The sequence below is a fragment of the Brevundimonas sp. genome, assembly GCF_046293315.1.
In the GTDB taxonomy this organism is placed as follows: domain Bacteria; phylum Pseudomonadota; class Alphaproteobacteria; order Caulobacterales; family Caulobacteraceae; genus Brevundimonas.
Genome location: NZ_JBKBPF010000008.1, coordinates 112,992 through 131,602, shown reverse-complemented (window position 1 = coordinate 131,602; position 18,611 = coordinate 112,992). Strand labels below are relative to the sequence as shown.

The window sequence follows — 18,611 nt, the reverse complement described above, 5'->3', positions numbered from 1 at the left end:
GCGTCGAAGCGGAAATCCAGCGGCCCGCGCGCCCTGCGGCGAGACGGTCGATGGATCAGGGGTCGTGCGTTACAGAATAACGCGCTATGGGGCGCGGCCATGACCGACCCCGCCGCCGCCGAAAGCCTGCTGGCGCCCCTGATCTGGGGCGGGTTCGTCGCCGCCTTCCTGCACGCTGCCCTGCCGACCCACTGGCTGCCTTTCGTGCTGGTGGGCCGGGCGCAGGGATGGCGGGCGCGCATGACGCTCGGCGCCGCAGCTCTTGCCGGCGTGGTCCATGTGATCTCCACCGCCGTCGTGGGCGGCCTGATTGTGGCGGCGGGTCTGGCGCTGGAGGAGCGGTTGGCCGGGGTCTTGCCGTGGCTGGCGGCGACCATGATGTTCTGCTTCGGGGCGTACTATCTGGTGCGGGCGTTCCGGGCGCGGGCCTCCGCGGCGAGGGACGAGCCGGGACGGGCGGTTTCGGACCGGGCCGCGTTCCTGGGCCTCATGGCCCTGCTGGCCCTGTCGCCGGGCGAGGTGCTGCTGCCGCTGTATCTGTCCGGCGCCCAGCATGGGTTGCACGGCCTGATCCTGCTGACCCTGGCGTTTGCGGGCGGTACGATCCTCGGCATGGTGATCCTGACCGGGGCGGCGTTCATGGGCGCGTCCCTGCTGCGGCTGGAGCGGCTGGCGCGGTTCGAGGGCGCCATTCTCGGCGCCGCCATGATCATTCTGGGCCTTCTCGTGGCGTTCGGTCCGCTCTAGCCTTCACAGATGGCGCACGACCATCATCAGCATCACGGGCATGGGCATGGGCATGGCCCGGTGGACACCGGCGACTGGCGCTATGTGGTCGCGCTGGGCCTGAACCTGGGCTTCGTGGTCGTGGAGTTCTGGGCCGGGGTGGTCAGCGGCTCCACCGCCCTGATGGCCGACGCCGGGCACAATCTGTCGGACGTGTTGGCCCTCGCCCTGGCGGGGGGCGCGGCGTGGCTGGCGCGCAAGCGGGCGCGGGCGTCGCTGACCTACGGCTATCGCAAGGGCACGGTGCTGGCGGCCCTGGCCAACGCCATGCTGCTGCTGGCCGCCTGCGGCTGGATCACCTGGGAGGCGTTCCAGCGGCTGATGAATCCGGTCGAGGTGGCGTCCGGCTTCATCGTCGTGGTGGCGGGCATCGGCTTTGTCATCAATCTGGGCACCGCCCTGCTGTTCCTGAAGGACCAGCACAAGGACCTGAACGTGCGCGGCGCCTATCTGCACATGATGGCCGATGCGGCGGTGTCCCTGGGCGTGGTGGCGGCGGGGCTGGTGATCATGTTCAGCGGCTGGACCATCATCGACCCGATGATCAGCCTGGTGATCGTGGCGGTGATCGTGTGGGCGACCTGGGGGCTGCTGAAGGATTCGGTGACCCTGGCGCTGGACGGAGCCCCGGCGGGCGTGGATGTCAGCGCCGTGCGGCAGGCGCTGCTGGACCTGCCCGGCGTGGCGGCGGTGCATGATCTGCACGTGTGGGGCCTGTCCACCACCGACGCCGCCCTGACCGCCCATCTGGTGCGCAGCGCGGACGCGCCCGGCGATCTGCTGGCCCGCGCCCAGAAGGCGGCCGCCGGGTTCGGCGTCGCCCACACCACCTTCCAGATCGAGGACGCGGCCCAGGCCGACTGCCCCGACTGCTGATCCTGCGCTTGATCGCGGCCTCCTTAGGCGCCATCTGGCCCCCATGACCGACAAGACACCCGTGACCGTGCTGACCGGCTACCTCGGCGCCGGCAAGACCACCCTGCTCAACCGCATCCTGACCGAGGACCACGGCAAGCGTTACGCCGTGATCGTCAACGAGTTCGGCGAGATCGGCATCGACAACGATCTGGTGGTCGGCGCCGACGAAGACGTGTTCGAGATGAACAACGGCTGCGTCTGCTGCACGGTGCGCGGCGACCTGATCCGGGTGGTCTCGGGTCTGATGAAGCGCCAGCGCCCCGGCAAGCCCGCCTTCGACGCCATCATCGTCGAGACCACCGGCCTGGCCGATCCCGGCCCGGTGGCCCAGACCTTCTTCGTGGACGACGAGGTGCGCGAGAAGACCCGGCTGGACAGCGTCACCGCCCTGGCCGACGCCCTGCACATCATGGCGCGGCTGGACGACTCCCGCGAGGCGCGCGAGCAGATCGCCGTCGCCGACCGCATCATCCTGAACAAGACCGACCTGGTGGACGAGGCGCAGCTCGAGGCCATCGAGGCCCGCCTGCGCGCCCTCAACCCCATCGCCCCGGTGATGCGGGCCGAGCGGGCCAATGTGCCGCTGGATCAGGTGCTGGGGCTGGGCGGCTTCGATCTGGACCGCATCACCGACATCCGCCCCGCCTTCGCCAACCCGGCCCATGGCGAGCCGGGCCATGTGCACGACGATCATTGCGACCACGATCATGCTCACGGCCACGACCACCACCATGATCATGACCATGGGCACGGGCCGCGCGGCCACGACCACGGCGACGACATTCGCGGCATCAGCCTGTCACTGGAACGGCCCATCGACGGCGGCAAGTTTACTCGCTGGCTGGACGAACTGCTGGCCAGCAAGGGCCAGGATATCCTGCGCGCCAAGGGCATCATCGAGGTGGCGGGCGAAGACCGGCGGCTGGTGTTCCAGGCCGTCCACATGATCCTCGAAGGCGACCTGCAGAAACCCTGGGGCGAAAAGGAGCGGCGCTGGAGCCGCGCGGTCTTCATCGGTCGCGACTTGGACGAGGCGGCGCTCCGGGCCGGGTTCGAGGCCTGCGCAGCCTGACGGCCGGGCGCTCCGTCAGAAATACGCGATCAGCCGGCCCAGAATAACCACTCCGATCCACAGGATCAGGGACCCGGCGGCCATGACCCGCATGGATAGGGTGGCCGGCAGCGCCAGCGCCGGCCGGCCGAGACGAAAGGCGACGGCGTTTGCCCCAGCCAGAGCGATCAGGACGAGCTTTGCAATAAACAGCGACGATCCGGCCAGCGCCCGGGCGTCGGCCGCGAACAGGATCGACCCGCTGATCACCATCACCGCAAAGCCGGCGAGGGCGAGCGGCGTCACCGCCCGCTCCAGCGCCGGGGCGCTGATGCCGCGCCCATAGCCGAGCAGCCGCAGGTCCAGCAGGCCAATGCCGCCGACCAGCAGGATCGCGCCGATCACATGGGCGGTGTTGGCCACCGGATAGACCAGGGCCGTTTCGCCGATCCACCGCGCAAGGGCGGAGGCTTCAATCGTCGCAATCAAGGCGGGCGTCGAACTCAGCGCAGTTCCACCGTCTGGCCGCCGGCGGTGATCCGTTCGGCGCGCAATTCCGGCGTGCCGTCGCGGCGCGGATAACCCTCGACCGTGACGGTTTCGCCCACCGCGATGTCGGCCTGCTCAAGACCCCGGGCCTGCATGCGGGATACGGGCGCGAGGACCACATCCCAGCGCTGGCCGTCCACGACGATGACGATGGAGCCATGGGGGCTGCCCCAGTGGGACTGCACCACCTCGGCGGTGGGTGTCATGGCGCGGGCGGCGTCGTAGGAACTCCAGCCGTGATGGGCGGCGGCTGCGGTGGCGATAAGGGCTGCGCCGGCGAGCGCGCCGCCGGCGAGTGTGGTGCGAAGGGTCATTCGTCAATCCTCCCTATTGGCTATGCCAACTCTAACGCCCCGGCGCGCAATTGTCTCCCGCGTGTCGACCGGCTCTTGCCAAGGGCCCCGCATATCGTGACATGACCCCATGACCGCATTCTCCTTTGACGCCCAGCCCACCGCCGCCCTGTTCGATGATCAAGGCGCAATCTTCGCCCTCGGCGACGGTGGGGTGCGGTTCGATACGGGCGAGCGCGCGGACGCCCACGACGGTCCGGTGCTTTCCGCCGCCGTCCACCCGTCCGGCGAGGGCGTGGTCACCGGGGGCGACGACGGGCGGCTGGTGTGGAGCCGGCGTGAGGACGCGGGTACGCTGGCGGCCGCCCAAGGCGCCTGGATCGATGCGGTGGCGACATCGCCCGCCTCGGGCCTGATCGCCTTTTCCGCCGGACGCAGGGTGACAGTTATGGACGTGAAGGACCCGACGTTCCTCCGCACCTTCGAGCATGAACGCACCGTCTCGGGCCTGGCGTTCGATCCCAAGGGACGCCGGCTGGCGGCGGCCACCTACGGCGGAGCGGCACTTTGGTTCGCACGCATAGAGAAGCAGAAGCCGACGATGCTCAAATGGGCGGGGTCGCACACCGGCGTAACCTTCTCGCCGGACGGCAACTTCGTCGTCACCACCATGCAGGACGCCCAGCTGCACGGCTGGCGGCTGAAGGACTCAAAGGACATGCGCATGGGCGGCTATCCGTCCAAGGTGCGGGCCATGGCCTTCCTGTCGAAGGGGGCGCTGCTGGCCACCTCGGGGGCGCAAGGAACCGTGCTGTGGCCGTTCATCGGATCGAACGGGCCCATGGGCAAGGAGGCCACCGAGATCGGCTACGACGCCGGATCTCAGGTGGTTCTGGTCACAGCCGCGCTTGACCACGCGAAGCTGGCCGCGGGCCTGTCAGACGGCCGGGTCTGGGTCGCCGAGCCCGCCGCCCAGGGCCTCAACTACATCCGCGCTGACCGGGGCGCGCCCATCGCCGCCCTCGCCATGAGCGCGGACGGGACCCGTGTGGCCTGGGCCGACGAAGACGGCGAGGCGGGCGTGGCGATCCTGTAGCGCCGGCGCAAGCCCGGCGCAGGCCTCACAGCAAGGGGTCGGCCCGGGTGATAGGCCGCGCCACCACGGCGGCGTCATCGGTTTCAAGGATCGGCCGCTCCACCAGAATGGGGTGCTGCACCATGGCGTGCAGGATCAGATCGTCCGGCGTGTCCTCGGGCAGCAGGCCCATGTCCTGGGCCAGGGTCTCGCGGCGGCGCAGGATGTCGCGCGGCCGCGCCCCGCCCATCTTGGCCAGCAGGTCCGTCAGTTGGTCCTCGGTCCAGCCGGCCTTCAGATATTCGACCACCGTCGGTTCGACGCCCCGCTCGGCCAGGGCGGTCAGAAGCTTGCGCGACGTGCCGCATCTGGGATTGTGGAAGACGGTGACGCTCATGTGGCGTGTCCTTCTGTCGGGACGGGTTCGATGATGCGAGCGCCCAGCGCCAGACCGGCCCCGGCGAACAAGGCGACGGCGGCCAGAACGGCCAGGATCTCCAGCCCGCGCCGCGAGGTGGGCGCCAGCGGCCGGGCCAGCATGGCGGCCAGCAGGGCGATCAGGGTCAGCACCCCCGGCAGGTCCATGCCCACGCCCAGGAAAGTCCAGTGTCCCAGGGCAAACAGCCAGCCGCCCAGCACGGCGGTGACGATGACGGCGGGCCACAGGGAGACGTGCCGCTCCAGCCGCGGGTCGATCAGCCCACCAGTGGCCGCGGCGAGGGCTGCGCCCAGCACCGGCCAGGCAATCAGGAAGGCGGCGGTGGGCGCCAGAGCCTGAACAACCACGCCCAGCACCAGCATCAGGGCGATCAGCCCGGTCCAGGCCGAGAACCGCGCCGCCTTCATCCAGCCGCTGTAGAGCGCGCCCCCCACGGCGATCAGGCCGAGAACGAAGGGGATCCAGCTGAACTCGTAAAGCGTCAGCGTGGCGATCGTGGTCAGGATCAGGGCGCCCGCCACCAGCCGCCGCCGGCCCTGCGCCGAGCCGAACAGGATCAGGGTCGCCGCCAGCAGGCTCAGCACCACCCCGGCCTCCAGCCAGGGCAGGCGGCGCAGCATGGCGTAGTACAGCTCCGGCGATCCCGAGCGGCTCATGGAGGGCCCGGCCAGCCCACGCATGGCGGTTGCCAGCACCACCCCCACGATCGCCAGCCACAGCCCGCCCAACGCGCCCAGGCCCATGCCCGCGAAGGTCACAGCGCCGACCGTGCGTCCGCGCCAGACCGCGATGATCAGGAAACCGCCCGCAGCCGCCAGCACCAGCCAGCCGACCCAGGGCGCGTACTGAACGAAGAACAGGCCCAGCAGGTCCGAATAGACCACATTGCGCGTGACCATGGGCAGGGCGTCGGCGCGAAGGAAATGATCGGCCGTCTCCAGCGCCTTTTCGCCGATGTGCTGAACGCTGCCCCGGTCCAACGCGTCGGGCGTGGAAGCGGGGTCATGATACTGGTGAGCCCGCCCGATGAAGGCCAGGTTCACCCCGGCGATGCCACGCTCCCGCGCCAGCGTATAGTCGGTGCCGTTGGGCATGTTCTCGTAGACCAGCACCGCCAGCGAGTTGCTGTTGGCGCCGCCCTCGACCCCGTCCATGGCGCGGGTGAAGGCGCGCACGGTCTGGCCGTTGCCCGGGCCGGTCTCAAACATGGATGCTCGCCCGCCCCCGCCGCGCGCCTCCAGATTCACCACCATGCCCACCCGCTGCGCCAGCGAATGCTCGTTCAGGAACAGCCGCATGCCGTCCAGTCCCAGCTCCTCGGCGTCGGTGAACAGGACGATCAGGTCCCGCTCTGCCGGCCCACGCGCCTGAATGGCCCGCACGGCTTCGAGGATCGCGGCGACTCCCGCTGAGTCATCCGCAGCGCCCGGCGAATCCCACACCGTGTCGTGGTGGGCCACCAGCAGCACAGCAGGGCCCTCCCGATCGCGGCCGGGCAGGACGCCAATCAGATTGGTGATCTGGCGTTCAGCGGCTTGTTCGTCGCCCCAGCGGCCAAGGCGCGCAACCGAGGCTTCGGGCAGGGGGCCGGTCTGTTCTGACGGATTCACGCCCAGCTCGGCCATGCGAGTCATTAGATAGGCGCGCACCCGGGCGTTCTCTTCCGATCCCGTGGGATGGGGCGCCTGCGCGATCGCTTCGACGTCGACCATCGCCCGCGTGGCCGAGAAGGCCGTGTCCGCCGCCGTGGCCGGGGCTGGATCCGGCGTGTGCGAAGCGGCGACCGCCACGGCCAGCGCCAGTCCCAGCGCTGCGACCAGCAGCACGATGCGATTCATGAAGGCCCCGGGTGTCATGGGGCCATTATTAGGCGCCCGGACGGCGGGCGTCGAGCGGGGAGGATCAGGCCGCGCGCCTCAGGGCGGCGGGCGACTTGACGAAGACCCCCGGACGGCCGGGCACAGGGCGGAAGGAGTCGGGCCGCTCGCCCGCGGTCTCGTCCAGGCCCAGAAACAGGCAGCCGTCGTCGGCCAGGGCCTGTTCCAGCACGTCCAGGGCGCGGGCGCGGCGCTCGGGCGCCATGTCGCCCAGCACGTAGCGGCAGAAGATCACGTCGAAGCGGCCGCCTTCGGGCGCCGCGTCCAGCAGGTTGGCGCGCGAGAAGCGGACCAGAGATCGCAACCGGGCACGGGCCTCCCACATGTCCTCGCTCTGCTCGAACCACGCCAGCAGCTGGCGCGCCGACAGGCCGCGCTGCACCTCGAACTGGGTGAAGATGCCGCTTCGCGCCTTCTCCAGCGCCCTTTGCGACAGGTCGGTGGCCTCGATCTCCACATTGGCCTGGGATTCGAGGGCGGGCATGGCCAGCGAGTAGGCTTCCTGGCCCGACGAGCAACCCGCCGACCAGATGCGCACGCGCCCTTCAGGCCGGACGCGGGCGATCGCGGGCAGGACCTCGCGGGCGAACGTGGTGAATGGTGTCCGGTCGCGGCGAAACCAGGTTTCTGAGTTCAGCACCGCTTCCATGGCCGACCACGCCAGCCCTGCCGGGGGCTGGCTGCGGATGGCGTCCATCAAGGGGTCGACTCCCGCGTATCCCTCCCGTCGCGCCACAGGGCCCAGTCGATGCTCGGCCAGATGCGCGCGGTCGGGCGCCAGCATGAAGCCGGTCCGGCTGACCAGGAGTCCCTGAAGATGGTGAAGGTTTTCAGGCGTCATGCGCGGTCAGACGATCCCCGCTTCGGCCAGCTTGGATTCCAGGATTTCGCCGTCGAAAGGCTTCATGACGTATTCGTCGGCGCCGGCCTCGAGGGCCTCCTTGATGCGGTCGGCCTCTGTCTCGATGGTGCAGAACAGCACCTTGGGCTGGTCGCCGCCGGGCTGGGCGCGCAGGCGGCGCAGGAAGGTCAGGCCGTCCATCACTGGCATGTTCCAGTCCAGCAGGATCACTTCCGGTGTGGCGGTAGCGCAATAGGCCAGGGCCTCGGCGCCGTCGGCGGCCTCGTCGACCTCGAATCCCAGTCCTTCGATGATGCGGCGCGCCACCTTTCGGATGATGCGGCTGTCATCGACGATCAGGCAGGTTCTGGCATCGACAGGGGGCTGCACGGTGCGGAATTCTCGACGCTTTGGGCGCAGGACGACGCCCTTGATGTCTTATCGTCCTTTGCAGTTAACGAGCTATTGGCGGACACCCTTAAGCCGCGTTCAGCATGTCCTCACATCGGCAGCCGCGCCGTCAGGGTGACGCGGTTCTCCCCCACGGTGAATCCCAGGGTGCCGCCGTGGTCGGTGACCGTGCGCCACAGCCAGTAGGACTGGATCCACTGTCCCGCCAAACCCTCGGTCAGGCGTTCGCCCGCCAGACCCTTCGCGGCCTCGGGTTTCAGTCGGGCGCGGGGGCCGTCGGCCTCGCCGCGCAGGGTCAGCCAGCCGTTCTGTTCGCGCGCGGTCACCGTGGCGGTTCCACCGCCGGGCAGGGCGGCGCCGGTCAGCTGGGCCAGGTTCAGCAGCGCCCGTGCCTGGGGCTTTGCGAACTCGCTCGTCTCCACCTGCCAGTCGAGAGAGGCCCGTGCGCCTTTGAATACGCTTTCCGCCAGAGGCTGCAGGGCGTCTGCGCTGAACCGCTCGGCGGTCGTGGCCGCGCCGTAGGCCACGCGGGCGAAGCTGATCAGGGCGATCAGTTTTTCCGAGCTGGTGGCGATCAGACCCATGGCCTCCTCGCGCATGTCCTGCGCCGAAGGATCATTGATCAGGTCAAGGCCGGAGGCGATGGCTCCGGCGGGGCTGATGAAATCATGGCAAAGCTTGCCGGTCAGGAAGGTGGCCAGGTCAGCGCCGTCCATCACAGCCTCGGTTTCGGTCGTCATCGTGCCCCGCAGCCCACAAATATCGTAACCGCGACAAGCTGACCTGATTTGCCGGTTCTTCAAACGCCCCACATGGGCTATTGACCGCCGCCTGATGACTCCCCTTTCCCCCAAGCTGAGCCGCGACCTGGAATCAGGCCGCCTGACAGAACACCTGGCCGAGATCGCCGAGGAGGCGTCCGTCCTGATCCTGCCCTACTGGCGCGCCGACACGGCCGTCACCACTAAGGCTGACGACAGCCCGGTGACCGAGGCTGATCAGAAGGCCGAGGCCCTGATTCTGGAGCGGCTGACCGCCCTTTATTCCGGCGTTCAGACCGTGGCTGAGGAAGCTTGCGCCGCGGACGGTGCGCCCGACGCCGAGAGCGCCTTCTTCCTGATCGATCCGCTGGACGGCACCAAGGCCTTCGTGGGCGAACGCGAGGCCTTCACGGTCAACATCGCGCTGGCCCATGGGGCGCGGGTGCTTGCGGGAGTCATTTCGGCCCCGGCCATGGGTCAGACCTGGCGCACGGGCGGAAGCGGCGACAAGGCCGGCGCCTTCACCCGTCGCTTCGGCGAGCCGGGCTGGCGTCAGGTGCGGGTGCGTGAAAAGCCCGACCGCGGCTTCGCCCTGATCAGCCATTCGCTGGGCGAGGACGAGGCCGAGCGCATCGCCGCCCGCTTCGGCTGCGCCGAATGGCAGGCGCTGGATTCGTCGGTCAAATTCTGCCTGATCGCCGAGGGACGCTACGACGTCTATCCGCGCACCGGCCCCACCTGCGAGTGGGACACCGGCGCCGGGCAGGCGATCCTTGAGGCCGCCGGCGGCCGCGTCATCACGCTCGAGGGCCAGCCCCTGACCTACGCCAAGCCCCAGTATCTGAACCCCGGCTTCGTCGCCCTGGGCGGCTAAGGCCGCCCCGCCCTTCGTCAGGCTGCGGACGCCACTCTGGCGGCCTGCACCGGCGTGGCCGTCTCTTGAGCGATCGCGTCCAGAACGCGCGACAGGTCGGCGATCAGATCGTTCTGATGCTCCAGACCCACCGACAGGCGAAGCAGGGTGTCGGTGATGCCCGCTGTCTGGCGCGCCTCGGGCGTCATGGCGGCGTGGGTCATGGTGGCCGGGTGGGCGATCAGGCTTTCGACGCCGCCCAGGGATTCCGCCAGGGTGAAAATCTCCAGTCCCTCGACCAGGGTGCGGACCGCGTCCACATCGCCGTTCAGCTCAAACGACAGCATGGCGCCGGGGCCGGTCTGCTGGCGCGCGGCCAGGGCGTGGCCGGGGTGGGACTTGAGCCCAGGCCAGTGGACCGCCTTGACCGCCGGGTGGGCGTCCAGAAAGTGGGCCACGGCGCTTGCGGTGGCCTGCTGCCGCTCGATGCGGGCGAACAGGGTGCGCACCCCGCGCAGGGTCAGATAGGCGTCGAACGGCGAGCCCGTCACGCCGGTGCAATTGGCCCACCAGCACAGGGCCTCGTGGTCCGCCGGATCGGCCGCGATCACCGCCCCGCCCACAACGTCAGAATGGCCGTTGATGTATTTGGTGGTGGAGTGGACGACGAAGTCGGCGCCCAGCTTGATGGGCTGTTGCAGGGCTGGCGACAGGAACGTGTTGTCGGCCACCACCTTGGCCCCGGCGGCGTGGGCGCGGCGGCAGATGTCGGCCACATCCACCACCCGCATCAGGGGGTTGGAGGGCGTCTCCACGAAGACCAGCTTGGGCTTCAGGGCCAGGGCCCGCTCCAGCGCCCCGGGGTCGCCCTGGTCGACGAAGGCCACCTCGAAATGGCCCTTTCGGGCGCGAGCGCACAGCAGGCGGTGGGTGCCGCCGTAACAGTCGTGGGGCGCGATCAGCAGGTCGCCCGGCTCCAGCGAGCAGAAGGCCAGGTCCACCGCCGCCATGCCGGTGGAGACCACCACGGCGCCCGCGCCGCCCTCCAGTTCGGCCAGGGTCTCGGCCAGCACGTCGCGGGTCGGGTTGCCCGAGCGGCTGTAGTCGTACTGTCGCTTCTGGTCGAAACCGGCGAAGGAATAGTTGGACGACAGGTACAGCGGCGGCATGACCGCGCCATGCGCCGAATCCTGGTCGACGCCGGTGCGCGCGGCGATGGTGCGGGGATCGGTGGGGCGGTGGGTCATTGTTCGATGTCTTTCAGGGCGGTGGTCAGCACGTCGGCGACGAAGGCGTCTTCCTTGAGGAAGGCGTCGTGGCCGTAGAGGGAGGGGGCCTCGACGAGGCGGAACAGGTTGGGCAGGCGGGCGGCCAGCTCGCGCATGTCGTCGACGGGCACCAGCCGGTCGCTGGTGAAGCCGATCAGGGTGGTGGGCGTGGTGATCGCCTCGGGCGTGACCGTGTGCCGGTCGATGGAGTCCGACAGGGTCAGCCAGCGCGAGGCGGTCATCACCGCCGGATAGGCCCGGCCCCGCGCACCCAGATAATCGCACACCGGATAGCGGCCGCCGGCGCGCTCGGGGGCGACGGTCTCGAAGCGAGCGTCCAGTTCTTCCGGCGTGCGGTAGGTGGTCATGGACAGTTCGCGCGCCAACGCGACCCCGTCCTCGGGCCGCCCGGCCTCCACCGCCAGCTGCAGGATGCGGCGCTGGACGCCGCGCCAGGCGGTGGCAAGGGGATGGGGGCGGTGGGCGGCGGAGATCACCACCAGCTGGCCCAGACGCTCAGGGAAGGCTTCGGCGAAGGCCAGGCCGACCATGCCGCCGTAGGAGCAGCCCACGAAGGCGGCGGCGCGCGGCGCCTCCAGATGGTCCAGCAGCACCGCCAGCAGCCGGGCCTGATCGCCGGTGGTGACGGTCAGAGGCGTCAAGGGCGCGGTGGGGCCTTCGGGGGCGAAATCGAAGGCCAGCACCTGAAGGCGGTCCAGATCGATGGGACCGCCGGCCGCCACGGCGCCGGACCACCAGCCTGACCCGTTGGTCTCGGTGCGATGCACGAACCGGCCGCTGGAGATGCCGCCGGCCACGATCACCAGCGGCGCGCCGGGGCGGCCCTGCAGACGGGCGCGGATGACCGGATCAGCCAAGGCTTCGCCGGAAGCCAGTCGAAAATCGGCGGGAATGGGAACGATGATGTCGCGTGCAGGCGGGATCGGCGCAAAGGATTTGCGCAGGGGGCGACACGCAGGTTCTGTGTCGAGGATCGTTTTTTTGGCCAGTGCGGTGGTCATTATCCCGGTCGTCTCGCAATCGTCCCGCTCATCGAGACTCTGCTGACAGACCGTGGACTCCCTTTAGAGCAGGGCTTCCACTCATCTCTCGCGAACCCGAAGGCTCTCGCAGGAGTTGGCACCTTTCGGGCGAAAGCCCGAGGTTGCCCCGGCGTCAAAGGGCCTATCCCTCGACCGGTCTTGATGAGCCCGGAAATCCTGCGGAAAGCTCAAGGCTTCGTCAAGCGAAATAATCATCCCCATTATGGAGCGATATCCACCGTCATGGAAAGTTCATTGCGCTCGAGTGGCTGGCAGCGCACTATTTCACCAATTCAGGGTTGACGATCGCTCGTCGCTCAGTCAGGTTCACGGTCAACCGAAGCTCGAAAGACCCATTCTGGTGTCCTGCGTCACGCCCCTGTCGATCGCCTCCCTGACCGTCTCCGGACGTCAGGGCGGACGCGTGTCCGGCGGCCTCGGTACCACCGGCATTATGACCACCACCATGCCCACCCGGGCGGGGAACGGTTAGCGCGCACCAGAGGCAAGGTTCGCATCAACCCACCACCCGCCCCGGTCGCCCGAGGCGGGTTTTCGCATTTCCGAGGTCCACACCATGTCCGTCGCCGTCCTTCTCAAACCCGAAGACAAGCTCAAACCGGCGCCCCGGCCCGCCCTCGCCGGCGGGCGCGACGTGGTGGTGCTGAAGTTCGGCAGCTCGGTGCTGCACGGCCCCGAGGACACGCCCGCCGCGGCGTCGGAGATCTACGGCCATGTGCGCCAGGGCCGCCGCGTGGTGGCGGTGGTTTCGGCCTTCGGCGGCGAGACGGACCGGCTGCTGGGCCACGCCCGCGAGCTGGGCCTGCCCCATGAAAACCTGCTGGCCCCGGCCTATGTTGTGCAGGGCGAGGAGCAGGCGGCGGCCCTGACCGCTCTCGCCTGCGACCGGGTCGGCCTGGACGCGGTCTCCCTGACGGTGCGCGAGCTTGGCCTCGTGGCCGAGGGCGAGCCGGAACACGCCCATCCCCGATCGCTGGACGATGCGCGCCTGCGCCAGGCGCTGGAGGCCCATGAGGTGGTGGTGGTCCCCGGCTTCGGCGCGGTGACGGGCGAGGGCCGGGTGGTGCTGCTGGGACGGGGTGGCACGGACCTGACCGCCGCCTTCCTGGCCGCCGAGCTGGGCCTGAAGACGGTGCGGTTGGTCAAGGACGTGGACGGTCTCTACGACCGCGACCCCAACAACGCCGACGGCGCCCTGCGCTATGACCGGGCGAGCTGGGAGACGGCGCGCCGGCTGGGCGGATCGCTGGTCCAGCGTGACGCCATCGACCTGGGTCAGGCCCGGGGCGTGGAGATCGAGGTGGCGGCCCTCGGCCGCGCCGCCGCCACGGTGGTGGGCGACGCCGAGGACGCGCCCCATCCGGCCAAACCCTATCAGCCCGTGCGTGTAGCCGTGGCCGGGGCCGGCGTGGTGGGCGGCGGCCTGCTCAAGCGGCTGCTGAACGACCCGCGTTTCGAGGTGGTCAGCGTGCTGGTGCGCGATCCGTCCAAGCCGCGCGATTTCGCCTGTCCGGCCGAGCTGTTCACCGCCGCGCAAGACGATCTTCTGGCCAGCAGGCCCCATGTGGTGCTTGAGGCCATGTCGGAGGGGCAGGCCGGGCACGACCTGATCCGCGCGGCCCTGGACAAGGGGCTGGACGTGGTCAGCGCCAACAAGCAGGCCATCAGCATCGACCCGTCAGGCCTCAACGACCTGGCCTGGGGCACCGGCGCGCGGCTGGCCTATTCGGCGGCGGTGGGCGGCGGATCGCCCATGATCGAGACCCTGCGTCTGGCCCGCGCGGCCGGGCCCGTGGCCGGGTTCGAGGCGGTGCTGAACGGCACGGTCAATTTCATGCTGGAGCGGCTGGCCGAGGGCGACGCCTTCGACGACGCCCTGTCGGCGGCCCGCGCGGCGGGCTTTGCGGAAGAGGATCCCTCGGCCGATCTGGAAGGTCTGGATTCGGCAGCCAAGGTGCGGCTGCTGGCCTATGAAGCGTTCGGCGAGGCGCCGGAGGATCTGCCGCTGGAAGCCTTGTCGCCCGACGCGCCGCTGGGCCGCCGGGGCGTGCGCCAGATCGGCGCCTGTCAGGCCCGGGGCGGCAAGCTCGAGGCGCGGGTGGCGCTGGAGTCCGACCTGGACCCGGTGTTCCACGACCTGAAGGGCGAGCGCAATGCGCTGAAGGTCTATGGCCAGGACGGGCGGGTGTGGACCTGCAAGGGACGCGGCGCCGGGCGCTGGGCCACCGCCGAAAGCGTGCTGGCGGACCTTTCCGACATCGTGCGAATTCGCCAGGGTCTCTAGATGGCCGTCTTCACCCCTGTCACGCCGGATCAGGCCCGCGCCTTCATCGCGGATTACGGGCTCGGCGCACTGAGCGAGATCGCGCCCATCGCTGAGGGGGTGGAGAACACCAACTATCGCATCGAGACGGCGGGCGGGCGCCATGTGCTGACCCTGTTCGAGCGGCGCACCGATGAGGGAGGCCTGCCGTTCTGCCTCGGCCTGACCGACCATCTGGCGGACGCGGGCTTCGCGGCGCCGAGGCCGGTGCGAGGCGTTTCGGGCGACTGGATCGGCCGGTTGAACGCACGCCCGGCGGCGGTGATCGAATGGCTACAGGGCGCCGGGCTGCAAGCGCCCACGGCCACCCAGGCCATGGCGGGCGGGCGGCTTCTGGCGGACCTCCATCTGAAGGCGGCGGACTTCGCCGGGCGGCGCGCCAATCCGGTGGGCCCGGCCCAGTGGCGGCTGCTGGCCGAGAGATGCGATCACCGCGCGGCGGGCGACAGCCGGCGGATGCTGGAGGCGCTGGTCGCCGAGCTGGATCGGCTGGAGCTGCTCTTGCCAGACGGGCTGCCGTCAGGCGCGATCCATGCGGACTATTTCCCGGACAATGTGCTGTACGAGGGCGACCGGCCCAGCGGGGTGATCGACTTCTATTTCGCCCATGTGGGGGCCTGGGTCTGGGACCTGGCGATCGCCCTGAACGCCTGGGGCTTTGACGCCGAAGGACGCCCGGACGAGGCGGTTCTGGGCGCGTTCCTGCGCGGCTATGAACAGGGTCGGCGGCTGGAGCGGGCGGAGGTCGAGGCCCTGCCGGTTCTGGGCGCGGCCTCGGCGGTGCGCTTCACCCTGACGCGGCTGCACGACCAGCTGTTCCACGATCCCGAGTGGCTGGTGACGCCCAAGGACCCCGCGCCGTTTTTCGCCCGCATCGCCTTCCACCGCACGGCGAGCCCGGCGGACTACGGGTTGGCGACGGCATAGAGGCCCTTCACCGCCGCCAGCGCCTGATCCAGATCGGCGTCGATGACGGTCAGGCGCTCCTTGCCCCCGGTGATGGCGGCCAGGGCGGGCGGAACCGGCGGCTCGAAGCCTAGCACCGGCGCGACGCTCTCGGGGAATTTGGCCGGGTGCGCGGTGGACAGGGCGACCACCGGCCCGCCCTCGCGCGCCATGTCGCGGGCGGCGGCCAGGGCCACGGCGGTGTGGGGGCAGATGACCCGGCCATACGCTTTCCACGCATGGGCGATCTCGGCGCGGGTCCGGTCCTCGTCGATGGACACGGCGGCTGCCTCCGCGCGCAGGGCGGCCAGCAGGTCGGGCGCGATATCCACCGCCCCGTCGCGGGCGAAGGTGTCGAAGAAAGCGCGCGTGGCCTTGGCGTCCCGGCCCGTAGCCTCGAACAGCAGCCGCTCGAAATTGGAGGGCGCCTGCACGTCCATGCTGACGCTGGCGGTCGGGTTGGCGGCGGTGCGCTCATAGCGGCCCTCGTTGAGGGCGCGGGCCAGGGCTTCGTTGCGGTTGACCGCGGCGGTCAGGGTCAGGGGGACCCCCATGGCGCGGGCCACCCAGCCGGCGAAGGCGTCGCCGAAATTGCCCGTGGGCACCACAAAGCGCGGCGTCACATGCGGGGCGCCCAGGGCCGAGGCGGCGGCGACATAATAGGGGACCTGCCCCGCCAGCCGGCCCCAGTTTATGGAGTTGACCGAACTGACCCGGCGACCCTCGCGCAGGGTCTCGTCGGCGAGGATCGCCTTCACCAGCCGCTGGCAGTCGTCGAAGTCGCCGCGCACCGCCAGATTCAGCACATTGGGCGCGTCCACCGTGGTCATCTGGCGGCGCTGGACCGGCGAGACCCGGTCCAGCGGATGCAGCACGGCCAGATCCACGGACGTGGCCCCGGCGAAGGCGCGCACGGCGGCGGCGCCGGTGTCGCCGCTGGTGGCCGTCAGCAGAAGCAATCTCTGCCCCGTGCCTTCCAGAGCGGCGTCGGTCAGGACCGCCATCATCTGCATGGCCAGATCCTTGAAGGCGGCGGTGGGGCCGTGGAACAGCTCCAGCACCCACAGGTTCGGCTCCAGCTGGACCAGCGGCGTGATCGCGGCGTGATGGAAGGTCCCGGTCAGGCGATCGGCGGCCGCGCGCACCGCTGCGGGGGGCAGGGAGTCGCCCGTAAACCTGCCGAGGATGTCAGCCGCCAGATTGGCATAGGGCAGTGCGGCGGCGGCGCGAATGTCACCCGCGCTCAGGGTCGGCCAGCTTTCGGGCATGTAGAGTCCGCCGTCGGGCGCCATGCCCCGCAGCAGCGCATCGCGGAAGGTGGTCGGGGCGGCTGCGCCCCGCGTGCTGACATAGTTCATGAAGGGCCTCATCCGCCGATCGGACAGGAGGAGTGGCGGAGGGCAAAGCCTAGAAAATTCATGCGTCAAAGGCCACCACCAAACCCGTCTGGAGGTGAAAAATTGGCACTTCGTCGAAAGCCTCCCGGGCGTGCTTGCGACGGCAAACCGCCCCGCCCATAGTGGCCGTGCTGTTACAGTATAGCTCCGGGAGTTCTCATGCGCCGTCTCGCTGTCTTCACCGCCCTGGCCAGCCTTGTGGTGGCCGTGCCAGCCGCCCAGGCCGAACGGCCCATCGCCTTCGCCGCCCAGCCCGCCGAACAAGGCGCGCTGGTGCTGCTGCTGGGCGCCGAGGGGGACCTGGCGGAACGCGGGGCCGCGCTGGGAGAGGCGGAGCGTGCGGCCGTGGCCCGGGCGCTGACGTCGGCGGCGTTCGGCTATGGCGTCCGCGACAGCCTGACCCTGCGCGGCATCGGCGAGTGGAGCCAGATCGTGGTGGTTGGCGCGCCGGGCGACATCAGCGAGGCGGACCAGTTCACCCTGGGCGCGACCCTCGCGCGCGCCCTGTCGGGCGAGACCGGCGCGGTGTCGATCATGGCCGAGGGTCTCGATCCGGCGGTGACCGCGCGGGTGGCCACCGGGGCCGGCGTGTCCGCCTATCGCTTCGCCGGCTATGGCCGCCGCAGCGCGGATCGCGCCGCGCCCTCGGCCCTGACCTTCATCGCCCCCGCCGCCCAGGCCGCTTTCGACGCGCAGGGCATGGGCGTGATCAACGGCATGGCCCTGGCGCGGGACCTGTCCAACGAACCGCCCAACGTCATCTATCCCGAGACCTTCGTGGAGCGCACACGCGAAGCCTTCGCCGGCGTTCGCGGCGTCCAGATCGAGGTGCTGGACGAGCGCCAGATGGAACAGCTGGGCATGGGGGCCATCATTTCGGTCGGGCAGGGATCGGAGCGGCCGCCGCGCATGATGATCGTGCGCTACCGCGGCGCCGGGTCTGCAGACCAGCCCATCGTACTGGCCGGCAAGGGCATCACCTTCGATACCGGCGGACTGAACATCAAGACCGGCGGCGGCATGGGCGCCATGAAGATGGACATGTCCGGCGCCGCCAGCGTCATGGGCGCGACCCTGGCCCTGGCTCAGCAAGGCGCGCCGGTGCACGTGGTGGCCATCGCCGCCCTGGCCGAGAACATGCCGGGGCCCAACGCCACGCGGCCCAGCGACGTGGTCACGGCCATGAACGGCCTGGCCATCGAGGTCACCAATACGGACGCTGAGGGCCGCATGGTGCTCGCGGACGCCCTGTCCTACGCCGAAGCGCGTCTGAATCCCGCCGTCATCGTGGACGTGGCGACCCTGACCGGGGCGGTCAGCGGGGCGCTGGGTCGGGATTATGCGGGCCTGTTCAGCCGCCACGACGCCCTGGCCGACCAACTCACGGCGGCGGGTCAGGCGTCGGGCGAGCCCCTGTGGCGCCTGCCGCTTCACCCCAGCTATGCGGAGGCGATGTCGTCCAACGTCGCAGACCTGCGCAACAGCGGAACCGGCGGGCCGGGTGCGGGCACGGGCGCGCACTTCATCAGCCGGTTCGTGAACCCCGAGACGCCCTGGGCGCACCTGGACATCGCGGGCGTGGCCTGGGACGGCTCGAGCGCCTCGACCGGTTATTCGGTGCGCCTGCTGGAGACCTTCGTGCGCAACTGGACGCCGGTGCCACACGGCGTCGGAGAAGGGGGACGCTAGACCGAAATCGGTCCAGCATACTGCGAGAGCCTGATTCACAGCATCGGCGAAATCGCGAAGCGATTTCACCT

General features: G+C 69.9%; 18 protein-coding genes and 1 riboswitch. Of the genes, 8 read left to right on the top strand and 10 right to left on the bottom strand.

Going from position 1 to position 18,611, the window contains the following annotated elements; all coding sequences use genetic code 11:
• Positions 1 to 99: 99 nt before the first annotated feature.
• From ACK4SE_RS09365 to ACK4SE_RS09355, 3 genes are read left to right on the top strand one after another with little or no spacing between them, the layout of a single operon-like run.
• Positions 100 to 747, top strand: a complete 648-nt coding sequence (locus ACK4SE_RS09365) for a hypothetical protein (protein ID WP_409691611.1) — start codon at positions 100 to 102, stop codon at positions 745 to 747.
• 9 nt (positions 748 to 756) lie between these two features.
• Positions 757 to 1,662 carry a cation diffusion facilitator family transporter gene (locus ACK4SE_RS09360; RefSeq protein ID WP_409691608.1) on the top strand — a complete coding sequence of 302 codons (906 nt, stop codon included), beginning with the start codon at positions 757 to 759 and terminating at the stop codon, positions 1,660 to 1,662.
• A 43-nt stretch (positions 1,663 to 1,705) separates the two neighbouring features.
• A complete protein-coding gene (locus tag ACK4SE_RS09355) occupies positions 1,706 to 2,776 on the top strand; it encodes a CobW family GTP-binding protein (protein ID WP_409691605.1) in 1,071 nt (356 codons plus the stop codon).
• A 15-nt stretch (positions 2,777 to 2,791) separates the two neighbouring features.
• Here ACK4SE_RS09355 and ACK4SE_RS09350 read toward each other — a convergent pair whose 3' ends face one another.
• Together ACK4SE_RS09350 and ACK4SE_RS09345 are read right to left on the bottom strand one after the other, a co-directional pair.
• Entirely contained in the window at positions 2,792 to 3,244 is a 453-nt protein-coding gene (locus ACK4SE_RS09350; protein ID WP_409691602.1) for a hypothetical protein, read from the bottom strand.
• A gap of 14 nt (positions 3,245 to 3,258) precedes the next feature.
• On the bottom strand, positions 3,259 to 3,618 hold the full coding sequence (locus ACK4SE_RS09345) for a DUF6152 family protein (RefSeq protein WP_409691600.1): 360 nt from the start codon (positions 3,616 to 3,618) through the stop codon (positions 3,259 to 3,261).
• Positions 3,619 to 3,727: 109 nt separating this feature from the next.
• Here ACK4SE_RS09345 and ACK4SE_RS09340 point away from each other — a divergent pair, with 109 nt between their 5' ends.
• Positions 3,728 to 4,693: a WD40 repeat domain-containing protein gene (locus tag ACK4SE_RS09340; RefSeq protein WP_409691597.1), complete on the top strand. Its 966-nt coding sequence runs from the start codon at positions 3,728 to 3,730 to the stop codon at positions 4,691 to 4,693.
• 25 nt (positions 4,694 to 4,718) lie between these two features.
• On the opposite strand, the gene arsC is transcribed toward ACK4SE_RS09340, so the two are convergent.
• The 5 genes from arsC to chpT all read right to left on the bottom strand — a co-directional run bounded on the left by arsC (position 4,719) and on the right by chpT (position 8,980).
• Positions 4,719 to 5,069: an arsenate reductase (glutaredoxin) gene (gene arsC, locus ACK4SE_RS09335; protein ID WP_409691594.1), complete on the bottom strand. Its 351-nt coding sequence runs from the start codon at positions 5,067 to 5,069 to the stop codon at positions 4,719 to 4,721.
• Complete coding sequence (locus tag ACK4SE_RS09330; RefSeq protein WP_409691591.1) at positions 5,066 to 6,949, bottom strand: M20/M25/M40 family metallo-hydrolase; 1,884 nt, start codon at positions 6,947 to 6,949, stop codon at positions 5,066 to 5,068. The genes arsC and ACK4SE_RS09330 overlap by 4 nt, the downstream gene beginning before the upstream one ends.
• A gap of 64 nt (positions 6,950 to 7,013) precedes the next feature.
• Entirely contained in the window at positions 7,014 to 7,829 is an 816-nt protein-coding gene (locus ACK4SE_RS09325) for a CheR family methyltransferase (RefSeq protein WP_409691588.1), read from the bottom strand.
• Between the two features lie 6 nt (positions 7,830 to 7,835).
• Positions 7,836 to 8,219 (bottom strand): response regulator, encoded by a 384-nt coding sequence (locus ACK4SE_RS09320; protein WP_409691585.1) that lies wholly within the window; start codon positions 8,217 to 8,219, stop codon positions 7,836 to 7,838.
• Between the two features lie 110 nt (positions 8,220 to 8,329).
• Positions 8,330 to 8,980, bottom strand: a complete 651-nt coding sequence (chpT, locus tag ACK4SE_RS09315) for a histidine phosphotransferase ChpT (protein ID WP_409691582.1) — start codon at positions 8,978 to 8,980, stop codon at positions 8,330 to 8,332.
• A 94-nt stretch (positions 8,981 to 9,074) separates the two neighbouring features.
• Here chpT and cysQ point away from each other — a divergent pair, with 94 nt between their 5' ends.
• Positions 9,075 to 9,875 carry a 3'(2'),5'-bisphosphate nucleotidase CysQ gene (gene cysQ / locus ACK4SE_RS09310; protein ID WP_409691579.1) on the top strand — a complete coding sequence of 267 codons (801 nt, stop codon included), beginning with the start codon at positions 9,075 to 9,077 and terminating at the stop codon, positions 9,873 to 9,875.
• Positions 9,876 to 9,892: 17 nt separating this feature from the next.
• Here cysQ and metB read toward each other — a convergent pair whose 3' ends face one another.
• Together metB and ACK4SE_RS09300 are read right to left on the bottom strand one after the other, a co-directional pair.
• Positions 9,893 to 11,101, bottom strand: coding sequence for a cystathionine gamma-synthase (gene metB / locus ACK4SE_RS09305; protein ID WP_409691576.1), 1,209 nt, complete (start codon positions 11,099 to 11,101; stop codon positions 9,893 to 9,895).
• Positions 11,098 to 12,144, bottom strand: a complete 1,047-nt coding sequence (locus ACK4SE_RS09300) for a homoserine O-succinyltransferase (protein ID WP_409691573.1) — start codon at positions 12,142 to 12,144, stop codon at positions 11,098 to 11,100. Before ACK4SE_RS09300 ends, metB begins: the two co-directional genes overlap by 4 nt.
• A 78-nt stretch (positions 12,145 to 12,222) precedes the next feature.
• Positions 12,223 to 12,334, bottom strand: a riboswitch (SAM riboswitch).
• Between the two features lie 408 nt (positions 12,335 to 12,742).
• Between ACK4SE_RS09300 and ACK4SE_RS09295 the strand changes: the two genes are divergently transcribed.
• Together ACK4SE_RS09295 and thrB are read left to right on the top strand one after the other, a co-directional pair.
• Positions 12,743 to 14,470, top strand: coding sequence for a homoserine dehydrogenase (locus tag ACK4SE_RS09295; RefSeq protein ID WP_409691570.1), 1,728 nt, complete (start codon positions 12,743 to 12,745; stop codon positions 14,468 to 14,470).
• Positions 14,471 to 15,436, top strand: coding sequence for a homoserine kinase (thrB, locus tag ACK4SE_RS09290; RefSeq protein WP_409691567.1), 966 nt, complete (start codon positions 14,471 to 14,473; stop codon positions 15,434 to 15,436).
• Here thrB and thrC read toward each other — a convergent pair.
• Entirely contained in the window at positions 15,415 to 16,812 is a 1,398-nt protein-coding gene (gene thrC / locus ACK4SE_RS09285; protein ID WP_409691564.1) for a threonine synthase, read from the bottom strand. The two genes, thrB and thrC, sit on opposite strands and share 22 nt — an antisense overlap.
• A gap of 198 nt (positions 16,813 to 17,010) precedes the next feature.
• On the opposite strand from thrC, the gene ACK4SE_RS09280 reads away from it, so the two are divergent.
• Positions 17,011 to 18,540: a leucyl aminopeptidase family protein gene (locus ACK4SE_RS09280; RefSeq protein ID WP_409691561.1), complete on the top strand. Its 1,530-nt coding sequence runs from the start codon at positions 17,011 to 17,013 to the stop codon at positions 18,538 to 18,540.
• Positions 18,541 to 18,611 lie beyond the last annotated feature (71 nt).

What these genes read in the sequence shown, in the direction of transcription:
- ACK4SE_RS09365 (WP_409691611.1), top strand. Translation starts at nt 100, where the DNA reads ATGACCGACCCCGCCGCCGCCGAAAGCCTGCTGGCGCCCCTGATCTGG.
- ACK4SE_RS09360 (WP_409691608.1), top strand. Translation starts at nt 757, where the DNA reads ATGGCGCACGACCATCATCAGCATCACGGGCATGGGCATGGGCATGGC.
- ACK4SE_RS09355 (WP_409691605.1), top strand. Translation starts at nt 1,706, where the DNA reads ATGACCGACAAGACACCCGTGACCGTGCTGACCGGCTACCTCGGCGCC.
- ACK4SE_RS09345 (WP_409691600.1), bottom strand. Translation starts at nt 3,618, where the DNA reads ATGACCCTTCGCACCACACTCGCCGGCGGCGCGCTCGCCGGCGCAGCC.
- ACK4SE_RS09340 (WP_409691597.1), top strand. Translation starts at nt 3,728, where the DNA reads ATGACCGCATTCTCCTTTGACGCCCAGCCCACCGCCGCCCTGTTCGAT.
- arsC (WP_409691594.1), bottom strand. Translation starts at nt 5,069, where the DNA reads ATGAGCGTCACCGTCTTCCACAATCCCAGATGCGGCACGTCGCGCAAG.
- ACK4SE_RS09330 (WP_409691591.1), bottom strand. Translation starts at nt 6,949, where the DNA reads ATGAATCGCATCGTGCTGCTGGTCGCAGCGCTGGGACTGGCGCTGGCC.
- ACK4SE_RS09325 (WP_409691588.1), bottom strand. Translation starts at nt 7,829, where the DNA reads ATGACGCCTGAAAACCTTCACCATCTTCAGGGACTCCTGGTCAGCCGG.
- chpT (WP_409691582.1), bottom strand. Translation starts at nt 8,980, where the DNA reads ATGACGACCGAAACCGAGGCTGTGATGGACGGCGCTGACCTGGCCACC.
- cysQ (WP_409691579.1), top strand. Translation starts at nt 9,075, where the DNA reads ATGACTCCCCTTTCCCCCAAGCTGAGCCGCGACCTGGAATCAGGCCGC.
- metB (WP_409691576.1), bottom strand. Translation starts at nt 11,101, where the DNA reads ATGACCCACCGCCCCACCGATCCCCGCACCATCGCCGCGCGCACCGGC.
- ACK4SE_RS09300 (WP_409691573.1), bottom strand. Translation starts at nt 12,144, where the DNA reads ATGACCACCGCACTGGCCAAAAAAACGATCCTCGACACAGAACCTGCG.
- ACK4SE_RS09295 (WP_409691570.1), top strand. Translation starts at nt 12,743, where the DNA reads ATGTCCGTCGCCGTCCTTCTCAAACCCGAAGACAAGCTCAAACCGGCG.
- thrB (WP_409691567.1), top strand. Translation starts at nt 14,471, where the DNA reads ATGGCCGTCTTCACCCCTGTCACGCCGGATCAGGCCCGCGCCTTCATC.
- thrC (WP_409691564.1), bottom strand. Translation starts at nt 16,812, where the DNA reads ATGAACTATGTCAGCACGCGGGGCGCAGCCGCCCCGACCACCTTCCGC.
- ACK4SE_RS09280 (WP_409691561.1), top strand. Translation starts at nt 17,011, where the DNA reads ATGCGCCGTCTCGCTGTCTTCACCGCCCTGGCCAGCCTTGTGGTGGCC.